Here is an 18642-nt window from a genome sequence, read left to right on the forward strand (position 1 = left end):
CCCTAACCTTATAAAAACAGAGCTTGTTCCTTCTGAAACAAGCTCTGTTACTTTAACATTTTTCTGTCTGCTCGCAGGGCGCTATTTTATATAGAGCTATTTTACACCTACTTCAAATTTAACATAGGCTTAAGGAAGCGAGCAGTGTGCGAACCTTCGACTAACGCCACATCTTCAGGTGTACCTTCTGCAACAATCTCACCACCACCTTGACCACCTTCTGGACCAAGGTCTAGGATCCAGTCTGCTGTTTTGACGACATCTAGGTTGTGTTCAATCACCACTACCGTATTGCCGTGATCACGCAATCTATGTAATACCGTCAATAGTTGCTGAATATCGTGGAAATGAAGGCCTGTTGTTGGTTCATCAAGAATGTATAAGGTTTTTCCCGTGTCTCGTTTAGACAATTCACGCGCTAATTTAACACGCTGCGCTTCACCGCCAGATAAGGTTGTTGCCGCTTGTCCTAGACGAATGTAGGAAAGGCCAACATCCATCAATGTTTGTAGCTTACGAGCGATAACAGGAACAGGGTTGAAGTATTCTCGAGCATCTTCCACTGTCATCTCTAGAACTTCGTCAATGGTTTTGCCTTTGTAGCGAACTTCTAAAGTTTCACGGTTATAACGCTTACCTTTACACACATCACACGGCACATACACATCTGGCAAGAAGTGCATCTCTACTTTGATGACACCGTCTCCCTGACACGCTTCACAGCGACCACCACGAACGTTAAAACTGAATCGACCTGGCTTGTAGCCACGAGATCGTGATTCTTGGGTACCGGCAAACAACTCACGAATTGGCGTGAAAATACCAGTGTAGGTTGCAGGGTTTGATCTAGGAGTGCGACCGATAGGGCTTTGATCAATATCGATCACTTTGTCGAAATGCTCTAAGCCTTTTATCTTTTTGTGCTTTGCCGGAACTGCAGTTGTTGCACCGTTTAATTGAGTGTGGGCAACTTTAAAGAAGGTGTCATTGATTAGTGTAGATTTACCTGACCCCGATACCCCTGTAATACAGGTGAATAAGCCTACAGGGATCGTCGCAGTGACATTCTTTAGGTTGTTCCCCGTTGCGCCAACGATCTCGACGACCTTTTTCTTGTCGATAGGCGTTCTTTGTTTTGGTATCGCAATTTCTTTGGCGCCGCTCAGGTATTGCCCGGTTAAAGAATTCGGGTTTTCGATGATGTCTTGCATGGTACCTTCTGCGACCACGTGTCCACCATGCACACCCGCACCTGGGCCGATATCGATAACATGGTCAGCACAACGGATTGCGTCTTCATCATGTTCAACAACAAGCACGGTATTTCCTAGATCTCTGAGGTGAACCAAAGTTTGCAGTAGACGTTCATTATCGCGCTGGTGGAGGCCAATTGATGGTTCATCGAGTACATACATAACACCCACTAAACCAGCACCAATTTGACTTGCTAGACGAATCCTTTGCGCTTCACCACCAGACAGTGTTTCTGCACTGCGTGATAAGTTCAGATAATTCAAACCAACGTTCACCAAGAAATGCAGACGATCATTGATCTCTTTCATTACTTTATCAGCGATCTGACCACGCTGGCCGCTGAGCGACAAGTTTTGGAAAAACTCTAGTGCATCAGCAATACTGAGCTGTACGATTTCTGGCAATGTGGTATCACCAATGAAGACATTTCGAGCTTCTAATCTTAAACGCGTACCATCACAGCTAGAGCATGATTTCGTTGATATGTACTTGGCAAGATCTTCACGTACCGCGCTAGATTCAGTGTCGCGGTAACGGCGTTCCAGCGTATTTAAAATGCCTTCAAATGGGTGACGCTTGACTCGGATATCACCACGATCATTGATGTACTTGAATTCCACTTCAGTACGCCCTGAGCCTTTAAGAATGATCTCTTGAGTCTTTTTCGGCAGAGAGTTGAATGGCACATACAGATCAAAACCATAATGGTCTGATAGCGACGTTAGCATCTGAAAATAGTAATAATTCTTCTGATCCCAGCCTTTTATTGCACCTTCTGCAATGCTTAGGTTCTCATCTAAAATCACTCGACTTGGATCAAAATATTGTTGAACACCAAGTCCATCACACGTACCACATGCACCTGCAGGATTGTTGAATGAGAATAGGCGCGGCTCAAGCTCTTGCATGCTGTAGCCACACTTTGGACAAGCAAAGTTAGCTGAGAACACGATCTCTTCTTGCTCTTTATCATCCATCCAACCGACAACAGCGATACCACCAGATAGCTCTAATGTGGTCTCGAACGATTCGGCTAAACGTTGTTGAAGATCAGGACGAACCTTAAATCTGTCTACCACGACTTCAATGGTGTGCTTCTTATGAAGTTCTAATGTGGGTGGATCGGACAAATCACAGGTCTCTCCATCAATACGAGCTCGGATAAAGCCTTGCGCAGCTAGGTTTTCCAGTGTCTTTACATGCTCACCTTTACGTTCTTTGACGATCGGTGCCATCAGCATCATCTTTGAGCCTTCAGGCAGTTCTAATACCTTGTCGACCATTTGGCTGATGGTTTGCGCTGCGAGGGGGATATTGTGATCAGGGCAGCGTGGCTCGCCGACTCGCGCGTAAAGCAGTCTTAGATAGTCATAGACTTCAGTGATGGTACCGACGGTTGAACGAGGGTTGTGAGAGGTCGATTTTTGTTCTATCGAGATGGCTGGAGATAAACCTTCGATGTGGTCGACATCGGGTTTTTCCATAAGAGATAGAAATTGACGGGCGTAAGCCGACAAAGACTCAACATAACGACGTTGACCTTCCGCATAGAGAGTATCAAACGCAAGTGACGACTTTCCTGAACCTGATAAACCAGTGATAACCGTCAGCTTATCACGGGGTATGGTTAGGTTAATGTCTTTGAGGTTATGCGTACGAGCGCCTCTAATTTCTATTTTATCCATCTCAATAGACCATGTAATTTTAAGTGGCTAAAGTATTACATAGAGTGAGATTTGTGCAAAGTTTTACTGGATAAAAAAACAGTAAACAAAAAAGGGCGACTCTTTTGAGTCACCCTTGGAATCATTTAATGTGCTGTTAACCAACCGCTCATTGCTATCAGTTAAATAACTAAATAGTTAAACAACTCAAGAGGTAAACAGCGAGTAAGCCAAAATTAGCGATTAAGCTTCTTTTGTTGTTGAGTGCTTACCTAGCTCGATTTGTTGTTGGTCTTTTTTGTATAGGTTTTCAAAGCAGTAATTTGTTGCTTCGATGTAGCCTTCAACACTACCGCAGTCAAAACGTTGACCTTTAAATTTGTAAGCCAATACACAACCTGCTTTTGCTTGTTTTAGCAATGCATCAGTGATTTGGATTTCGCCGCCTTTGCCTGGTTCAGTCTGCTCGATAAGCTCAAAGATATCTGGAGTCAGAATGTAACGGCCAATGATTGCTAGGTTGCTTGGCGCAGTGCCTGGTTCTGGTTTTTCTACCATGTCATCAACACGGAAAAGGTCATCTTTAATCATTTCGCCAGAGATAACACCGTACTTGTGTGTTTCGTTTTCAGGTACTTCCTGTACAGCAACGATTGAGCAACGGAACTGTTTGTATAGTGCAACCATTTGAGCCAGTACGCCTTGCTGTTCATTAACACAAAGGTCATCAGCAAGCACAACGGCAAAAGGTTCATCACCCACAAGCTCGCGACCCGTCAAGATAGCGTGGCCAAGGCCTTTCATTTCACGTTGACGAATGTACGTGAAGTTTGCTGCTTCAATCGTCTCACGGATATTGATCAGCAAATCTTCTTTATTGGTGCCGCTGATCTGGTGCTCAAGCTCGTAGTTCTTATCAAAGTGGTCCATCAATGAGTGCTTACCACGGCCTGTCACGATGCACATGCCGTCCATACCGGCTTCGATCGCCTCTTCAACGCCGTATTCAATCAGAGGTTTGTTGACGACAGGCATCATTTCTTTCGGCATTGACTTAGTTGCAGGTAAAAAACGTGTACCGTAGCCAGCTGCCGGGAAAAGGCACTTTTTGATCATGGTAAGACCCTTTATCTATAATAATTATGGATTCAACCTGAATGGTTGATATTTCTGAGGGCAACTCTAGCATAAGTTATGTCGAAAATTCAGCAACAATCCGTATGGTTCACTAGAGTTTTCCTCAAAATTATCGTCAGTTTAAGAGGCTGATCAATTATGCAAGCAAGTTCTGGTTTGCCCATGCAATAGCTTGGACTCTATTCTTAACGGCTAACTTACGAAATATTTGATAAAGATGAGATTTGACGGTGAATTCGCTAATAAACAAGTCATCGGCTATTTGAGTGTTTGATGAGCCTGATTGAAGGCAGCGAATCACTTGCAGCTCTCTAATGGTTAAGTCGACATTAGTAGGGGTGGTATTGGTGCTCACGATATTTCGATAGTAGAAGAGTAATTGGCTTGCCACTTTTCTAGGTAGCCAGTTGTCTCCATTAATGACCTCTTCAAGCCCCTTCGCTATTTTGGCTTTCTCTTCAGAGTTGTAAAAGAGACCTTTTAATACGCCAAACGTAATCAACTCCGATGTGGGAAGAGCTTTGGGGACGTTGAATAGAATGATCTCATGATTTTTCCACATCACAGGTAGATTTGGATGAAGGTTGATTAATCGAGGCACCTCTTTGTAATCAACCAGTAAAATTCGGTTGCTCTGCTTTCGATCAAATAACATCAAATCGTCCGGTGTCATTTTGTAGAGAATAATAGATAAGTGCTTTTCTATCTCTTTTACATGTAGATAGGTGTCGTTTGGGTCGATGCACAGAAAATGCAAAGTGCGAGCGTATCGAGATTTTCTCATTGAAATTCCTTGTTGAACTGGGATGAGATTTCACGTTGTCATGCATGCTTTCGCTTCTCTAGCGCCTTAATGGTGACTTGCGTTGAATATCAATTATCAAAGTAAATGAGTGGTTTGTAAGTGGAGAAAAAAGCAACATCGCTCTGAATATCATGATTTGTTACGTTTTTATTCTTTGTAGTGAGGCGAGAATAGGAATGCGATTTATCACTGCAGAAAAGCATGCTATTCTTGTGCGCTAAAATTTTCTGAGACTATGAATTTAGACGGAGCAAATCATGGCTAGCCGTGGAGTTAACAAAGTTATATTAGTGGGTAACCTAGGTAATGACCCTGAAATTCGTTACATGCCCAATGGCGGTGCAGTAGCGAACATTACCATTGCAACGTCAGAGTCATGGCGTGATAAAGCAACTGGCGAACAGCGTGAAAAAACAGAATGGCACCGTGTTGCTCTGTTTGGCAAGCTGGCGGAAGTTGCTGGTGAGTACCTACGTAAAGGTTCTCAAGTTTACATTGAAGGTCAACTTCAAACGCGTAAATGGCAAGATCAAAGCGGTCAAGATCGCTACACAACAGAAGTCGTTGTTCAAGGCTTCAACGGTGTAATGCAAATGCTTGGCGGTCGTGCTCAAGGCGGTGCTCCTGCTCAAGGTGGTATGGGTAACAACCAACAGCAAGGTAGTTGGGGTCAGCCACAGCAGCCACAACAGCAGCAACAAGCACAACAACAATACAGTGCTCCAGCTCAACAGCAGCCGAAAGCACCTCAACAAGCTCCTCAGCAGGCTCAACCTCAATATAATGAGCCGCCAATGGATTTTGATGATGACATCCCATTTTAAGCCCTGTTTTTAATATATGATAAAGACAGTATTAAATTGGAAAAAGCCGCGTTTATCGCGGCTTTTTGTTACCTAGAATTCTTAACGCTTTATTTACAACGTCAATTTATAGTATAAGTAGCAATACGGTATAATGTGAGTTGAAAAGGATTTCGTTATTCATGAGATATACCCCGACACTAAAATTGAGCACTCGATTGGTCGCATTTGTCACTGTGATAGTGATCAGTGCGATGTTCATTCTTTTTATTGGTGGCACACTTTCCTTTAAGCGTATCGGACAGGAATATTTAGACCATTATTTGGTTGGTATTGTCGACGTTGTAGATAAAGAGATGGAAGATCCCGACGCCGCGTATTCGATGCAGCGTTGGATGCCTAAGATGTTGCAGGCGAGCAATATTGTTGAGATGAAACTCTCAAACCAGACTGGCATCGTTTATCGTTTCAAAGATACCTCCCCACAAATTGATCCCAACCGTCTTTATGAAAGAAGCTTCATTTTAGAGCGCAATGAAGGTTATCGAATCGAGTTTAAAGCATTGCCTCCTTATATTGGTTATAGCTACTCAATGGAAGCAATGTGGTCAATTACTTTGGCAGTTGCATTGATCCTTTTCTGTCTGGCTCGTGGTGTTCGTTGGTTGAAGGAACAGTTGATGGGTTCTGAGATCTTGGAAGAGCGAGGAAGAATGATCCTCGCAGGGCAAGTTGAGGCTCATGCAAAGGGAGATGAACTTGAATGGCCATACACGGCAAGTGAAGCCTTGGATGTCTTGATCGAAGAGCTGCAAGATGCTCGTCAAGAAAGAAGCCGCTTCGATACCTTTATTCGTACCCATACCTTCCTAGACAAACTCACAGGCACGGCAAACCGAGTCTTATTCGATAACAAGCTTGAATCGGCTTTGCATGAAAGCGGTGCTCGAGGTGGTGTGTTATTGATACGTATCGACGAATGGGAGCAAGTTCGTGATGCTAATGACAAGCAAATCACTGACGGCTTTATTATTGAAGTTGGCGAAGTATTGTCGAATATTGTTCAACGCTATCCTGATGTTATTTTTTCTCGTTATTACGATGCTGATTTTGCCGTATTTATTCCGCATCAAGGGGCTAAAGATATTGGTACCTTGGCGGCTCAGTGTTTAAGGCAGTTAGACAAGCTAACCCCGCCAGAGCCTTTAGATTCTGATAATTGGTGCCATATTGGCGTAACCATGTATACCGAAGGTGAGCGTCACAGTCAGATCATGGATGAAACGGAAACAGCATTAAAGAGTGCCCAGCTGGAGCGTATTAATAACTGGAGCCGTTACCCTAAGCAGAATACAAATGAGTTGGATAGAGGCAGTGTTCGTTGGAGAACATTATTGGATAAAGCGCTGCTTCCTGAAAATTTAGTAATCTTTGCTCAGCGATGTTATCTTATGCCGGAATCTGGTCAAGCTAATGAATTACATAGAGAAATATTCACTAGAATTCAAGATCCTGATAAAGGTTTATTGAAATCGTCTCGATTTATGCCTGCGGTAGAGCAAGTGGGTTATCAAGCTCAAATGGACCAATCGGTTCTAAAGGTTTTGTTGAAATCGCTGAAAGAGTCAACTCAGCCTCTCAACTATTCGGTGAATCTGAATGTTACTCCATTTGCGAATAAACAGCATTTTAAGTGGTTTAGAAGTGAGTTGTTACAGCTCTCTGCTCAGCACCGCTCTCAGCTTGCGTTTGAGTTTCCAGAAGGGCACTTGATTGCCCATCTTGATTATATGAGACCGGTGGCAAAGATGCTGCGAGGTTTAGGGTGTAAAGTTGTGGTTGGCCAAGCTGGACGAACCATTGTTAGCACTCACTATATAAAAGACTTAAAGGTCAATTACATTAAGCTTCATCGAAGCTTAATAAAGAAAATCGATCAAAGGCATGAGAACCAACTGTTTGTCCGAAGCTTAATTGGGGCATGCGGTGACTCCCCAACTCAAGTTATTGCCGTTGGAGTCGAGACAAAACAAGAAAAGAACACCTTGATAGAGTTAGGCATTAACGGCTATCAAGGGAGATATTTCGACGAAGAACAACAAATTATCCCTTTGCCTAATCAAGCTGAAAAGGTCGCGAAAGCGGAATCTGTTGTGAAAGTTGGACGAAGAAATCGATGGCGTAAGAGTAGTAGTTAACAATGAATTTTAAAGCGATTTTAGACAAGATAAAGCCAACGAATAATAAAGGCAGCTCTCAAGTTGTCATGTTAGGCAACGATGCCATTTATATTTCATCGACAGAACAAGAACCTCAAGTAACCAGCATTCCCGTGGTTAATGGGGACTGGGAGAGTGCGCTAAAAAAATCGCTTAGCAGTGAGGCGTTTACCAGTAATAGCCTCCAGCTGATTGTCTGTGCTAACTACTACCAAACCTACCAAATTGATAAACCGGACATTCCAGAGAGTGAATGGTCGGTTGCCCTGCCTTTTTTACTCAAAGATCTTGTCTCTGAAAGAGTGACTGAAATTATCGCGAGTGCGGTCGCGTTACCGACGTCGAATAAGCTGCAAGTGTATGTTCTGCCTAAAAAGCTGTTAGACAAGCTTTTGAATATTGCTAACTCGGTTCAGGTTGAATTAATAGGCGTTGCTCCTGAAGATGAAATCTGGGGTTACAGTGCTGGCGAACTGTCTAATTTCATCCTTTTGCAGCGCAGCGCCAATTCACACTTTAAGCTGGGTGCGTTTGTTGAAAATACCGTTTGCTTTCAAAGAAGCATCCGTAGTGTTGTTCCACCTTTAACGGGTGTTGCATCAAGCGCTCTGCAGTTAGATGGTCTTGCTCTAGAACTCCAACGCTCGATTGATTACCTTTCTTCTCAAATTAAAGGTACTCAACTTCATCAGTTGAAAATCTGCTGTGATGAGGAAGATGAGTCTGAGTTACAAGGCGCGTTAAATAACACATTGAGTTCGACCGTTTCTCTGCTCGTTGAAGGTGAGCGTGATAATTCAGAGAGTTTGTTGGTTAAGCTCGCGGCTGAAAAAGAGGCTTTTAATGTCAATCTTTACCCTGAACATCTCAAGCCTAAGAAAGAATATTTTACGCTGACCAATGTTATTGCGAGCTGGGGGCTTGTTTGTGTGCTGCTACTTGGTAGTTACTTTGTAATGCAGTATCAAGCTTCTAATCTAGATAAAGCCCTAACAGCTTTGCAACATGACTCGAACCAGCTTAACAAGCAAGTTAACCAATTGAATAGTAAGTTAACTCAGCATAAACCGTCTCCAGAGAAAGTGGCGGCAGTTGCGCGTCTCAAACGTGAGACTCAGGCTGAAAAAGAGGCTTTGAAGGCGGTAGGACAATACGACGAATCACAACAAGTCGGGTATTCTGGCGTCATGAATTCCTTAGCTAAATTAGGCCGAAATGACATCTCTCTTTCGCACATCTACATGACTCACGATACTTTAGATCTTAGTGGCTTTGCTCGTAACGCAAATGTGGTTCCTAACTGGATTGGTCAGTTTAAAAGTGAGCTTAATTTAGTTGGACGTGCTTTTGAAAAACTAAAAATTGGTCGCAATGATCAGGATGTCGTGACGTTTGAGCTAAGTACTCGCAGGGAGAGTAAATAATGCAGCAGTGGAACCAGCTCAGCGATAAGTTTCTTGCATTAAGTCAGAGAGAAAAATGGCTACTTTTCGTGTGTGGTTTTGTTGGCCTATTCATGTTGTTGTTCACCTTGTTGGTTGAGCCTACGTATCTCGATTTACAGGCTAAAAATGCAAAGACGATGAATCTGACTCAGGCAAACCAGAGACAGCAAGGTGAGTTGCTCGTTCTTCAAGCTAAGTTAAACAAAGACCCAGACAAAGACATTAATCGAGAGTACAAAAAACTGCTGGTGGAGAGCCAAGATCTGTCACTTCAGCTTTCCCAGATTGTCGATGGACTGATCACGCCTTCTCAAATGTCTCAGCTATTGGAGAGTGTTCTTAATGCCGGAAATGGACTTAAGCTCGAATCGCTAGAGTCGTTAAAACCGGAAGCGATTTCGAATAATCAAGAGACCAGTGAATATTCAGGCTACTTTCTTCACCCTGTAAGAATGGAATTAACGGGCAGTTACTTTGATATTTCCGCTTATCTTCAAGCGCTTGAGTCTCTTCCTGTCAGTTATTACTGGCGCACATTTCAGTATTCGGTCGAAGAATATCCTAAAGCTCGACTGGTGTTTGAGGTTTACACACTAGGTACTAGACAGGAGTTTATCGGTGGTTAGAACTCTTTTGTTGTCATTACTTTTTAGTAGCCAAATGGCTTGGGCCGAACAGGATCCTACAGCGCCATTAGGCTGGTTGACGCCACAACAAAAAACAACGTCAGCTAAAAAGGCGCCAACTCGTTATCGCTTACCTTCTCTAGAAAGTATTGTGTGCAAAGGCGATACACCTTGCTATGCGATTATGAATGGTCAGATTCTCGGTCAAGGAGAAACGATCAGAGGGTACCGAGTTAAGAACATAGATCCAGAATACGTCACTCTGCAGAGAAGCTCTAAGCAGTGGAAATTAGAGATGTTCTCTTTAGATGTTAAGAATAATTAAGGTTAGAGTGAAGACATGCGTAAACTTGTAGTAGCAATCCTAGTGTCATCTTTAGTCGGCTGTTCGATGGGGCATCGAGATCCCGTTGAGATCAAAGAGTCTTTAAACGAATCGATTAATGAAGCGAATAGCAAAGCGCTTCGTGATCTTCCTTCTTCGGTACAAGATGACCTGATGCCTCAGCTTAATTCGGATACCATGTCTCCGGGTATGGAAACCGTTAAGCGTTTTCGTATTCAAGCTAAAGGTGTTGAAGCGAGAACCTTTTTTGCTAGCTTGGTAAAAGGCACTGAATACAGCGCGGCTATTCACCCTGGAGTGTCTGGAAACCTTACTCTTAACTTAACTGACGTGACGTTAGATGAAGTGTTGGCTGTTGCTCAGGATATGTATGGTTACGATATAGAAAAACGTGGCAAAGTTATTCAGATTTACCCTGCTGGTCTGCGTACGGTTACGATCCCGGTTGATTACTTACAAGTGAAGCGTTCAGGTCGCTCATTGACGACCATCACCACAGGCACGATCTCTAACTCAGATTCGAATTCATCGAGCTCTTCAAGCTCGAACTCAAACTCGTCAAATTCATCCAACTCTTCTAACTCATCGAATTCGACATCGAATGGCGGAACAGAGATTGAAACGACCTCTGAAAGTGATTTCTGGCCACAGCTTGAAGCGGCAGTGGCTCACCTCATTGGTTCTGGTGATGGGCAAAGCGTAGTGGTAACGCCACAAGCCAGTGTGATTACGGTTCGTGCTTACCCTGACGAAATTCGTGAGGTTCGAGAGTTCTTAGGCATTTCTCAGAAGCGTTTGCAGCGCCAAGTTATCTTGGAAGCCAAAATCATGGAAGTCACTTTGAGTGATGGTTACCAACAGGGAATTAGCTGGTCGAATTTGTCTAAGTCGATTGGCAGCGGTGGCGTTGTAATTGATCGTCCGGCAAGTACTTTACCGCCGTTAGATGCAATCAGCTCTTTGTTAGGCGGACAAACTAACGTAACGATTTCAGATGGCAGCTTTGAAGCAGTTTTGAGCTTTATGGACACTCAAGGTGACCTTAATGTTCTATCGAGCCCGCGAGTCACGGCGGCAAATAACCAGAAAGCGGTTATTAAAGTGGGTACCGACGAATACTACGTAACAGATTTATCAAGCTCGGTCGGTAGTGGTGATGACGCGAATGTCGCACCTGAAGTTGAATTAACTCCGTTCTTCTCTGGCATCTCTTTAGATGTTACTCCTCAGATAGACGATAAAGGTAGTGTGTTCTTACATGTTCACCCAGCCGTTATTGAAGTAGAGGAAGAAGTGAAAGAGCTCAACCTAGGTTCCACGACGGGCTTGGTGCAACTTCCTTTGGCGAAAAGTTCTATTCGTGAGTCTGATTCAGTGATTCGAGCCAAAGATGGAGATGTTGTGGTGATTGGTGGGTTAATGAAATCAAATACCAGTGATGTGACCTCTAAAGTCCCATTCCTTGGTGATATCCCAGCACTCGGTCACTTGTTCCGCAACACCAGTCAATTAACTCAAAAAACTGAGCTTGTGATTTTATTGAAACCGACCATTGTAGGCGTCAATACTTGGCAATCTGAGTTGGAGCGTTCTCGAGACCTTTTACAAGAATGGTTCCCTGATGAAGAGTAGCCACTCATCTTCTCCATGTAGATTGGCAGTATCTAACTAAGCTAGGTCACTGATGTATCAAGCTCACTTTGGTTTTGAACAACTGCCATTTACTTTAACGCCGAATACCGATTTATTTTATGGTTTAGCGCCTCATTTCGAAGCGATTCAGACGGTGATCTCAGCGTTAGAAATGGGCGAAGGCGTGATTAAGGTCACCGGAGAGGTTGGTACTGGAAAAACCATGGTTTGTCGGATGTTGGTCAATCACCTAAATGATTGTACGGCTCTTATTTACCTGCCAAACCCTGTACTTTCTGGTGCTGATTTACGCCAAGCCGTTGCTAAAGAACTGGGTTTGACTATCGATAATGAAGCAACCTTAGTTGATAACATTCAGCATAAGCTCATTGAGTTACACAACTCAGGTTTAAGAGTGGTAGCGATTCTTGATGAGGCTCAAGCTCTATCGGATGAAGCTCTCGAAACATTAAGGTTGTTCGGTAACCTTGAAACTGAAGATAAAAAACTGCTGCAAATTGTTTTATTAGGGCAGCCTGAATTGGATGTTCGATTAGAGGCTTATCACCTTAGGCAGTTTCGTCAAAGAATCACGTTTAGTTCAACACTGAGACCGCTGACTCTCGATGAAACGGTGGCGTATATTGATAATCGGATCGCTAAATCTGGTGGCAATCCTGAATTGTTCAGTTTGAATCAAAAAAAGGCGATTTGTCGCTCCTCGTTAGGTATTCCAAGATTGATAAATCAACTATGCCATAAGGCTCTTTTGCTCTCGTTCAGTGAAGATAAGAAAAGTATCGACAACCAGCACCTGTTTTCAGCCATGCATGAAACTTACGATGTATGTAAGCCTAAATTTAAAACGCCAATACTGTGGGGTTGGAATTAATTATGAGCGTCATAAATAACGCCTTGTCTGAATTGGCAAAGAAAAAGTCAGCGACTTCGATTGAAGCAGCAGTTGTACCTAAAGTAAAAACGCGTTCCCCATTGGTTTGGGTTGTTGCGGGCTTTACTTTGAGTTTAGCGATGGGCGGTTGGGCTATATCACAAGGGCCTACCGTTGAACATTCAATCTCAACTCGAGATGCACAAGTTCAGGTCTCTGTCGTAGAGAGTTCTGGAGAAATGCAGAATGTTGTTACTCAAACACTCTCATCGCCAACCAAGAAATTCGTGACGCTAGATTTAACGCCCCGTTCCGCAGAAAGCACAGTAGCGGCAAATAACGTTCAAGTTAAGCCAACGACAACGTCGAGTACTTCTAAAGCGAGAACCCCTGAGGTTACGCCTAAACCGTTAAGCACGGCTAAAGCGAGTAACATTGACATTCCAAAGCCGATTTACGTTGCTAGCGTTGCAAAAAAAGCTCCGGCTCCTATCTCTAATGAGAAAGAATCTTCTGACAGTTCAGAAAATAGCGAAATGTTGATTGAGCAGGTAGAGCTAACACCTGAGCAGTTATCAGTGAATGCACAAGGGCGAGCTCAGAAAGCGCTTGATGCGAATGATCTTACTGGTGCTTTGAAAGGTTACACCGAAGCCTTGCGTTATACGCCACGCAATGAAGATGTTCGTCAGAAACTCGCGATTCTCTATTTTGGTAAAGGCGATACTCGTAAAGCCTATGAGTTGTATCAGTCTGGTATCAAGCTCAACATCAACAGTGAAAAACTGCGATTAGGGTTATCTAAACTGCTGGTTAAAGCGAATCAAGCAGAAGCAGCTTTAAGCCCGTTAATCCATCTGCCACCAAATCCTACTCAAGATTATTTAGCAATGCGTGCGGCGTTGAGTCAAAAATCTCAGCAAGAAGACATCGCACTCGAGAGTTACCAAAAGTTAGTCGAGGTTGATTCAGATAATGCTCGCTGGTGGCTTGGTCTTGCGATTCAACAAGAGCGTCAACTTGATTTTTCTGCAGCAAAAGAGTCATACCAAGGTGCCTTAACCAGAATTGGAATCTCATCTCAATCGCAAAACTTTGTGCGTGACCGCTTAAAAATAATCAAAGCTTTAGAGGAGAGTGGCGATGCAAATTAGATTAAGAAAAAGGCTAGGTGATTTGCTCGTCGAAGAGGGAATCATCACTGAGGCCCAAGTTGAACAAGCTCTTTCTGCTCAAAAAAGTACCGGTCGTAAGCTAGGTGATGCGCTGATTGAACTTGGTTTCTTATCAGAACAACAGATGTTGAGTTTCTTGTCTCAGCAACTCGCTATTCCTCTCATTGATTTAAGTCGAGCCGTTGTTGATGTTGAAGCGGTACAGCTTTTACCTGAAGTGCATGCTCGTCGTCTTCGTGCATTGGTGATTGGACGCCAAGGCGATACGTTACGTGTCGCCATGAGTGATCCTGCGGACTTGTTTGCTCAGGAATCTTTGCTTGGCCAACTAGGTGACTACGCGCTTGAATTCGTTGTCGCTCAAGAAAGACAATTAGTGGATGGCTTTGATCGCTATTACCGCCGAACCAAAGAAATAGCGTCTTTCGCCGAGCAGCTTCATGCTGAACACCAAGTCAATGACGCCTTTGATTTTGATATTGCTGGTGAAGACAGTGACGAAGTTACGGTCGTTAAGCTGATCAACTCGCTATTTGAAGATGCAATCCAAGTCGGTGCATCTGATATTCATATTGAGCCAGATTCAAACGTATTGCGTCTTCGTCAGCGTATTGATGGCGTGCTGCATGAAACACTGCTGAATGAAGTCAATATTGCTTCTGCACTCGTACTGCGCTTGAAGTTAATGGCAAACCTCGATATCTCAGAGAAGCGTCTTCCTCAAGATGGTCGTTTTAACATTCGAGCCAAAGGTCAGTCTGTTGATATTCGTATGTCGACTATGCCCGTGCAACATGGTGAGTCTGTGGTTATGCGTCTTCTCAACCAATCAGCCGGCCTTCGTAAATTAGAAGCATCAGGAATACCAAGTGATCTGTTGGTTCGACTTCGTCAACAGTTACGCCGTCCACATGGCATGATCTTGGTCACTGGCCCGACGGGTTCAGGTAAAACAACCACCCTTTATGGTGCGCTAAGCGAATTAAACGAGCCAGGCAAAAAGATCATTACTGCGGAAGATCCTGTGGAATACCGCCTTCCTCGTGTGAACCAAGTTCAGGTAAACCCTAAGATCAATCTCGATTTCTCTACTATCCTCAGAACTTTTCTTCGTCAGGATCCCGATATCATCCTTATTGGTGAGATGCGTGACCACGAAACCGTTGAGATTGGTTTGAGAGCCGCACTGACTGGTCACTTAGTATTAAGTACGCTGCATACCAACGATGCAGTAGACAGTGCGCTGCGTATGATGGACATGGGTGCTCCCGGTTATCTCGTGGCAAGTGCCGTGAGAGCGGTAGTGGCACAGCGATTAGTTCGTAAAGTGTGTACTGATTGTAAGGTTGAGGATGAATTGGATGAACCTCGTAAGCAGTGGTTGAGCGTACGTTTCCCTAATCAAGTGGCTGTGCCATTCATGAAAGGTCGTGGTTGCCAGAACTGTAACCTAACCGGTTATCGCGGGCGTATTGGTGTCTTTGAAATGTTGGAGCTAGAGCAAGACATGATGGATGCACTTAGAGCGAACGATGCGGTTGGCTTTGCTCAAACGGCAAGGCGGTCTAAAAATTACAAACCGTTGTTGGCTTCTGCGATGGAGCTAGCTTTGCAAGGTGTCGTGAGCCTCGATGAGATCATGCACCTTGGTGAAGGCGATGCTTCCGGTGCCACTGACCCAATTTATCTGTAGGGGTAGAGTGATATGCCAACGTATCGTTATGTAGGTCGCAGTTCTGATGGCAGCCAAGTGACTGGCCAGTTAGATGCGAATAACGAAGATCTTGCTGCAGAAAGTTTGATGAGTAAGGGGATTATTCCGACCTCAATCAAGCTGGGTAAAAGTGGTGGTTCAGTGCTGGATATGGATGTATCGAGCCTGTTTTCACCCAATGTTCCGCTTGAAGTCTTGGTTCTGTTTTGTCGACAGTTATACAGCCTAACCAAGGCGGGTGTACCACTATTAAGGTCGATGAAAGGCCTGACCCAAAACTGTGAAAATAAGCAGTTGAAAGCGGCCTTAGAAGACGTGGTTGCTGAGCTAACCAATGGTCGTGGATTATCAGCATCGATGCAGATGCATCCCAAGGTGTTCAGCCCGCTGTTTGTCTCTATGATAGGGGTTGGTGAAAATACCGGTCGTCTAGATCAGGCTTTGCTGCAATTGGCTGGATACTATGAGCAAGAAGTAGAGACTCGTAAGAGAATCAAGACTGCGATGCGGTATCCAACCTTTGTGATCAGCTTTATTTTGGTCGCGATGTTCATTCTCAATATTAAGGTTATTCCACAGTTCTCTAGTATGTTTGCGCGCTTTGGTGTCGACCTGCCGCTTCCAACTCGTATCTTAATTGGTATGTCGGAGTTCTTTGTTAATTACTGGGGCTTAATGCTCGCCGTTATCTTTGGTCTTATCTTTGCTTTCAAAGCATGGGTTAAGACAGACAAAGGATTGGAAAAGTGGGACAGGTTACGCTTAAAAATACCCGTGATTGGTGGGGTAGTGAATCGAGCGCTACTTTCGCGATTTTCACGCACATTCGCCTTGATGCTAAAAGCCGGTGTACCACTGAACCAATCGCTGTCGTTGTCTGCGGAAGCGTTGGATAACCGATTCCTTGAATTGAGAGTTCAGGCGATGAAAGCCGCAATAGAAGCTGGTAGTACGGTTTCTTCAACAGCGATCAATAGCGAAATTTTCACCCCACTGGTGATACAAATGATTTCGGTGGGTGAAGAAACCGGCCGTATTGATGAGCTATTACTTGAGGTATCCGATTTTTATGATCGAGAAGTCGATTATGACTTAAAGACCTTAACCGCAAGGATCGAACCTATTTTATTGGTGGTTGTGGCTGGTATGGTGCTGATCTTAGCTCTGGGTATTTTCCTACCGATGTGGGGAATGCTGGATGCAATCAAAGGCTAGGGAATGCTAAATAACCTACAACGCTCACGTTTTGTTATTTGGAGTGTCGTTATTCTTTTTCTTATTGTGGGGGTGCTCTCTGCCTTTAAAACGGTAGAAGAAGAAGCAACTAACACGGCATTGATCGTCGCGAGCAAGCGGATTTTAGAGCAAGCAAATTTGTTCAAACAACAGTATTTGTTATCGAGTGCTGAGCAAAACAATAGCTCGGAACATCCTAAAAGTTATAGCCGAACAGGCTGGATAATGCCGATTCAAGGAGATGAGCGAGACTGTCATTATTGGCTTGAGGAATTATACCCTCAAGAGAGCATTTTAGGGCTCAGTTCACCGAGTATTGAAGATAAAAGTGATAACATACAGTTTCACTGTCGTTATCATTATAGTGATAAGTATCAGATAGATATATTACTCAAGAAAGAAAGGTTTAGTGTGAAAGCCAATATTTTGGCTTTGTGAAAATATTGACAGTTTTTGTATGGTTTTATACGTGCGCGAATGTATAATGCGCGTTAATAATTAGATGAGTAGGTAGAAAATGCTTAAGAATCAAAAGGGTTTCTCCCTTGTCGAATTAGTCATAGTGATCGTGGTCGTTGGTTTATTGGCGGTAGCTGCTTTACCCCGCTTCCTCGACGTGACAGATGAGGCTAAAAAATCAAGTATTGAAGGTGTCGCTGGTGGTTTTGCAACCGCCGTTTTGTCGGCAAGAGCACAATGGGAAGCTGAAGCTAGACCATCTGAGAAGATTGGTGTTGAAACATACAATACTGTAAATTATGATGGTGTTGATTTTTGGTTAACAAGATCAAAGAACAGTAATAATGTCGATACCGATTTTAGAGATGGCTATCCATGGACTCTGAACAACGATTCGAGCACTGCACCACAAGACATTTCAGATAAAACCTGTTCTGAGTTGATGGAAAACTTGCTGCAAAATCCACCTAAAGTTGGTGCGGTTTCAGATGTTGCTAGCGACTCAAATTACAAATATTCAGCGCAAGCGAATTCAGGTGATGCAACGTGTACTTACATTCAATTAGAAGGTAATACCGAGCACCAATTTGTTTACGAAATTAAAACTGGTCGTGTGACCGTAACTTTGCAGTAAGTCTGCGTAAAATTAAACATAGAGAGAGCTTAACTATGAAAAGACAAGGCGGTTTCACCCTAATCGAACTAGTGGTTGTAATTGTTATTCTGGGTATTCTTGCTGTAACTGCGGCACCACGTTTCCTAAACCTGCAAGATGATGCTCGTACGTCTTCTTTGGAAGGCTTAAAAGGTGCAATGGCTGGTGCGGCAGGTATTGTATATGGCAAAGCTGCAATTGATGGCTTAGAGGCTATTTCTTCAGGCCGAGCAGTCTCTGGCGCTAACGGAAATGATATTAATGTAGTGTTTGGTTACCCTGAAGCTACATCTGCTGGTATTGGCAATGCAGTATCAGGTTTAGCTGAAGATTGGACGGTAATTTCGTCTGCAACTGGTGCTATTGTATACGGCTTTGACAACAACACTACGTGTTTTGTAACTTACGCGATCGATGCTACAGCAACAACAGCTCAAGAGCCGAGAATTACAGTTACTTCTTGTACTGAGTAATTGATAGATACGATATTTAAGGCCAGCTCCTGCTGGCCTTTTTTCTATCCAAAGCACACAAAGATCAAAGCTATTCATATACATAATATCGTAAGCTTCGTTATCTT

Annotated in this window: 16 protein-coding genes; 13 read left to right on the forward strand and 3 right to left on the reverse strand. The window is 43.6% G+C overall.

Annotated features, from left to right (window positions below):
* Positions 1-107 precede the first annotated feature (107 nt).
* From uvrA to OCU90_RS01635, 3 genes are all read right to left on the reverse strand, one after another.
* A complete protein-coding gene (gene uvrA / locus OCU90_RS01625) occupies positions 108-2939 on the reverse strand; it encodes an excinuclease ABC subunit UvrA (protein WP_061025074.1) in 2832 nt (943 codons plus the stop codon).
* A 222-nt stretch (positions 2940-3161) separates the two neighbouring features.
* The gene (gene galU / locus OCU90_RS01630) at positions 3162-4034 is read right to left on the reverse strand and encodes a UTP--glucose-1-phosphate uridylyltransferase GalU (RefSeq protein WP_004735975.1); all 873 of its coding nucleotides are present in this window, start codon (positions 4032-4034) and stop codon (positions 3162-3164) included.
* A gap of 157 nt (positions 4035-4191) precedes the next feature.
* A complete protein-coding gene (locus tag OCU90_RS01635) occupies positions 4192-4839 on the reverse strand; it encodes a LuxR C-terminal-related transcriptional regulator (RefSeq protein ID WP_017084684.1) in 648 nt (215 codons plus the stop codon).
* Positions 4840-5117: 278 nt separating this feature from the next.
* Here OCU90_RS01635 and OCU90_RS01640 point away from each other — a divergent pair, with 278 nt between their 5' ends.
* The 13 genes from OCU90_RS01640 to OCU90_RS26080 all read left to right on the forward strand — a co-directional run bounded on the left by OCU90_RS01640 (position 5118) and on the right by OCU90_RS26080 (position 18535).
* The gene (locus OCU90_RS01640; protein WP_017078845.1) at positions 5118-5684 is read left to right on the forward strand and encodes a single-stranded DNA-binding protein; all 567 of its coding nucleotides are present in this window, start codon (positions 5118-5120) and stop codon (positions 5682-5684) included.
* Positions 5685-5845: 161 nt separating this feature from the next.
* A complete protein-coding gene (csrD, locus tag OCU90_RS01645; RefSeq protein WP_061025071.1) occupies positions 5846-7861 on the forward strand; it encodes an RNase E specificity factor CsrD in 2016 nt (671 codons plus the stop codon).
* Between the two features lie 2 nt (positions 7862-7863).
* Positions 7864-9306 carry a hypothetical protein gene (locus OCU90_RS01650; RefSeq protein ID WP_061025069.1) on the forward strand — a complete coding sequence of 481 codons (1443 nt, stop codon included), beginning with the start codon at positions 7864-7866 and terminating at the stop codon, positions 9304-9306.
* The gene (gene pilO / locus OCU90_RS01655; RefSeq protein ID WP_061025067.1) at positions 9306-9953 is read left to right on the forward strand and encodes a type 4a pilus biogenesis protein PilO; all 648 of its coding nucleotides are present in this window, start codon (positions 9306-9308) and stop codon (positions 9951-9953) included. Before OCU90_RS01650 ends, pilO begins: the two co-directional genes overlap by 1 nt.
* A complete protein-coding gene (locus tag OCU90_RS01660; protein WP_004735948.1) occupies positions 9946-10278 on the forward strand; it encodes a hypothetical protein in 333 nt (110 codons plus the stop codon). Before pilO ends, OCU90_RS01660 begins: the two co-directional genes overlap by 8 nt.
* A gap of 15 nt (positions 10279-10293) precedes the next feature.
* Positions 10294-11931 (forward strand): pilus (MSHA type) biogenesis protein MshL, encoded by a 1638-nt coding sequence (gene mshL, locus OCU90_RS01665; RefSeq protein WP_017084687.1) that lies wholly within the window; start codon positions 10294-10296, stop codon positions 11929-11931.
* A 52-nt stretch (positions 11932-11983) separates the two neighbouring features.
* Entirely contained in the window at positions 11984-12823 is an 840-nt protein-coding gene (locus OCU90_RS01670; RefSeq protein WP_004735945.1) for an ExeA family protein, read from the forward strand.
* 2 nt (positions 12824-12825) lie between these two features.
* The gene (locus OCU90_RS01675; protein WP_061025065.1) at positions 12826-13977 is read left to right on the forward strand and encodes a tetratricopeptide repeat protein; all 1152 of its coding nucleotides are present in this window, start codon (positions 12826-12828) and stop codon (positions 13975-13977) included.
* Positions 13967-15691, forward strand: a complete 1725-nt coding sequence (locus OCU90_RS01680; protein WP_017078837.1) for a GspE/PulE family protein — start codon at positions 13967-13969, stop codon at positions 15689-15691. Before OCU90_RS01675 ends, OCU90_RS01680 begins: the two co-directional genes overlap by 11 nt.
* A gap of 12 nt (positions 15692-15703) precedes the next feature.
* Positions 15704-16927 (forward strand): type II secretion system F family protein, encoded by a 1224-nt coding sequence (locus OCU90_RS01685; protein ID WP_004735942.1) that lies wholly within the window; start codon positions 15704-15706, stop codon positions 16925-16927.
* A gap of 3 nt (positions 16928-16930) precedes the next feature.
* Positions 16931-17386, forward strand: coding sequence for a hypothetical protein (locus OCU90_RS01690; protein WP_061025064.1), 456 nt, complete (start codon positions 16931-16933; stop codon positions 17384-17386).
* Between the two features lie 79 nt (positions 17387-17465).
* The gene (locus tag OCU90_RS01695) at positions 17466-18041 is read left to right on the forward strand and encodes a prepilin-type N-terminal cleavage/methylation domain-containing protein (RefSeq protein ID WP_061025062.1); all 576 of its coding nucleotides are present in this window, start codon (positions 17466-17468) and stop codon (positions 18039-18041) included.
* A gap of 35 nt (positions 18042-18076) precedes the next feature.
* Positions 18077-18535 carry a prepilin-type N-terminal cleavage/methylation domain-containing protein gene (locus OCU90_RS26080; RefSeq protein WP_061025060.1) on the forward strand — a complete coding sequence of 153 codons (459 nt, stop codon included), beginning with the start codon at positions 18077-18079 and terminating at the stop codon, positions 18533-18535.
* Positions 18536-18642: the final 107 nt, after the last annotated feature.

Origin of the sequence: Vibrio splendidus (assembly GCF_024347615.1) — a bacterium.
Lineage (GTDB): Bacteria > Pseudomonadota > Gammaproteobacteria > Enterobacterales > Vibrionaceae > Vibrio > Vibrio splendidus.

Bases quoted from the DNA above. Each gene is read 5' to 3' on its own strand.
- uvrA (WP_061025074.1), bottom strand. From the start codon at position 2,939: ATGGATAAAATAGAAATTAGAGGCGCTCGTACGCATAACCTCAAAGAC.
- galU (WP_004735975.1), bottom strand. From the start codon at position 4,034: ATGATCAAAAAGTGCCTTTTCCCGGCAGCTGGCTACGGTACACGTTTT.
- OCU90_RS01635 (WP_017084684.1), bottom strand. From the start codon at position 4,839: ATGAGAAAATCTCGATACGCTCGCACTTTGCATTTTCTGTGCATCGAC.
- OCU90_RS01640 (WP_017078845.1), top strand. From the start codon at position 5,118: ATGGCTAGCCGTGGAGTTAACAAAGTTATATTAGTGGGTAACCTAGGT.
- csrD (WP_061025071.1), top strand. From the start codon at position 5,846: ATGAGATATACCCCGACACTAAAATTGAGCACTCGATTGGTCGCATTT.
- OCU90_RS01650 (WP_061025069.1), top strand. From the start codon at position 7,864: ATGAATTTTAAAGCGATTTTAGACAAGATAAAGCCAACGAATAATAAA.
- pilO (WP_061025067.1), top strand. From the start codon at position 9,306: ATGCAGCAGTGGAACCAGCTCAGCGATAAGTTTCTTGCATTAAGTCAG.
- mshL (WP_017084687.1), top strand. From the start codon at position 10,294: ATGCGTAAACTTGTAGTAGCAATCCTAGTGTCATCTTTAGTCGGCTGT.
- OCU90_RS01670 (WP_004735945.1), top strand. From the start codon at position 11,984: ATGTATCAAGCTCACTTTGGTTTTGAACAACTGCCATTTACTTTAACG.
- OCU90_RS01675 (WP_061025065.1), top strand. From the start codon at position 12,826: ATGAGCGTCATAAATAACGCCTTGTCTGAATTGGCAAAGAAAAAGTCA.
- OCU90_RS01680 (WP_017078837.1), top strand. From the start codon at position 13,967: ATGCAAATTAGATTAAGAAAAAGGCTAGGTGATTTGCTCGTCGAAGAG.
- OCU90_RS01685 (WP_004735942.1), top strand. From the start codon at position 15,704: ATGCCAACGTATCGTTATGTAGGTCGCAGTTCTGATGGCAGCCAAGTG.
- OCU90_RS01690 (WP_061025064.1), top strand. From the start codon at position 16,931: ATGCTAAATAACCTACAACGCTCACGTTTTGTTATTTGGAGTGTCGTT.
- OCU90_RS01695 (WP_061025062.1), top strand. From the start codon at position 17,466: ATGCTTAAGAATCAAAAGGGTTTCTCCCTTGTCGAATTAGTCATAGTG.
- OCU90_RS26080 (WP_061025060.1), top strand. From the start codon at position 18,077: ATGAAAAGACAAGGCGGTTTCACCCTAATCGAACTAGTGGTTGTAATT.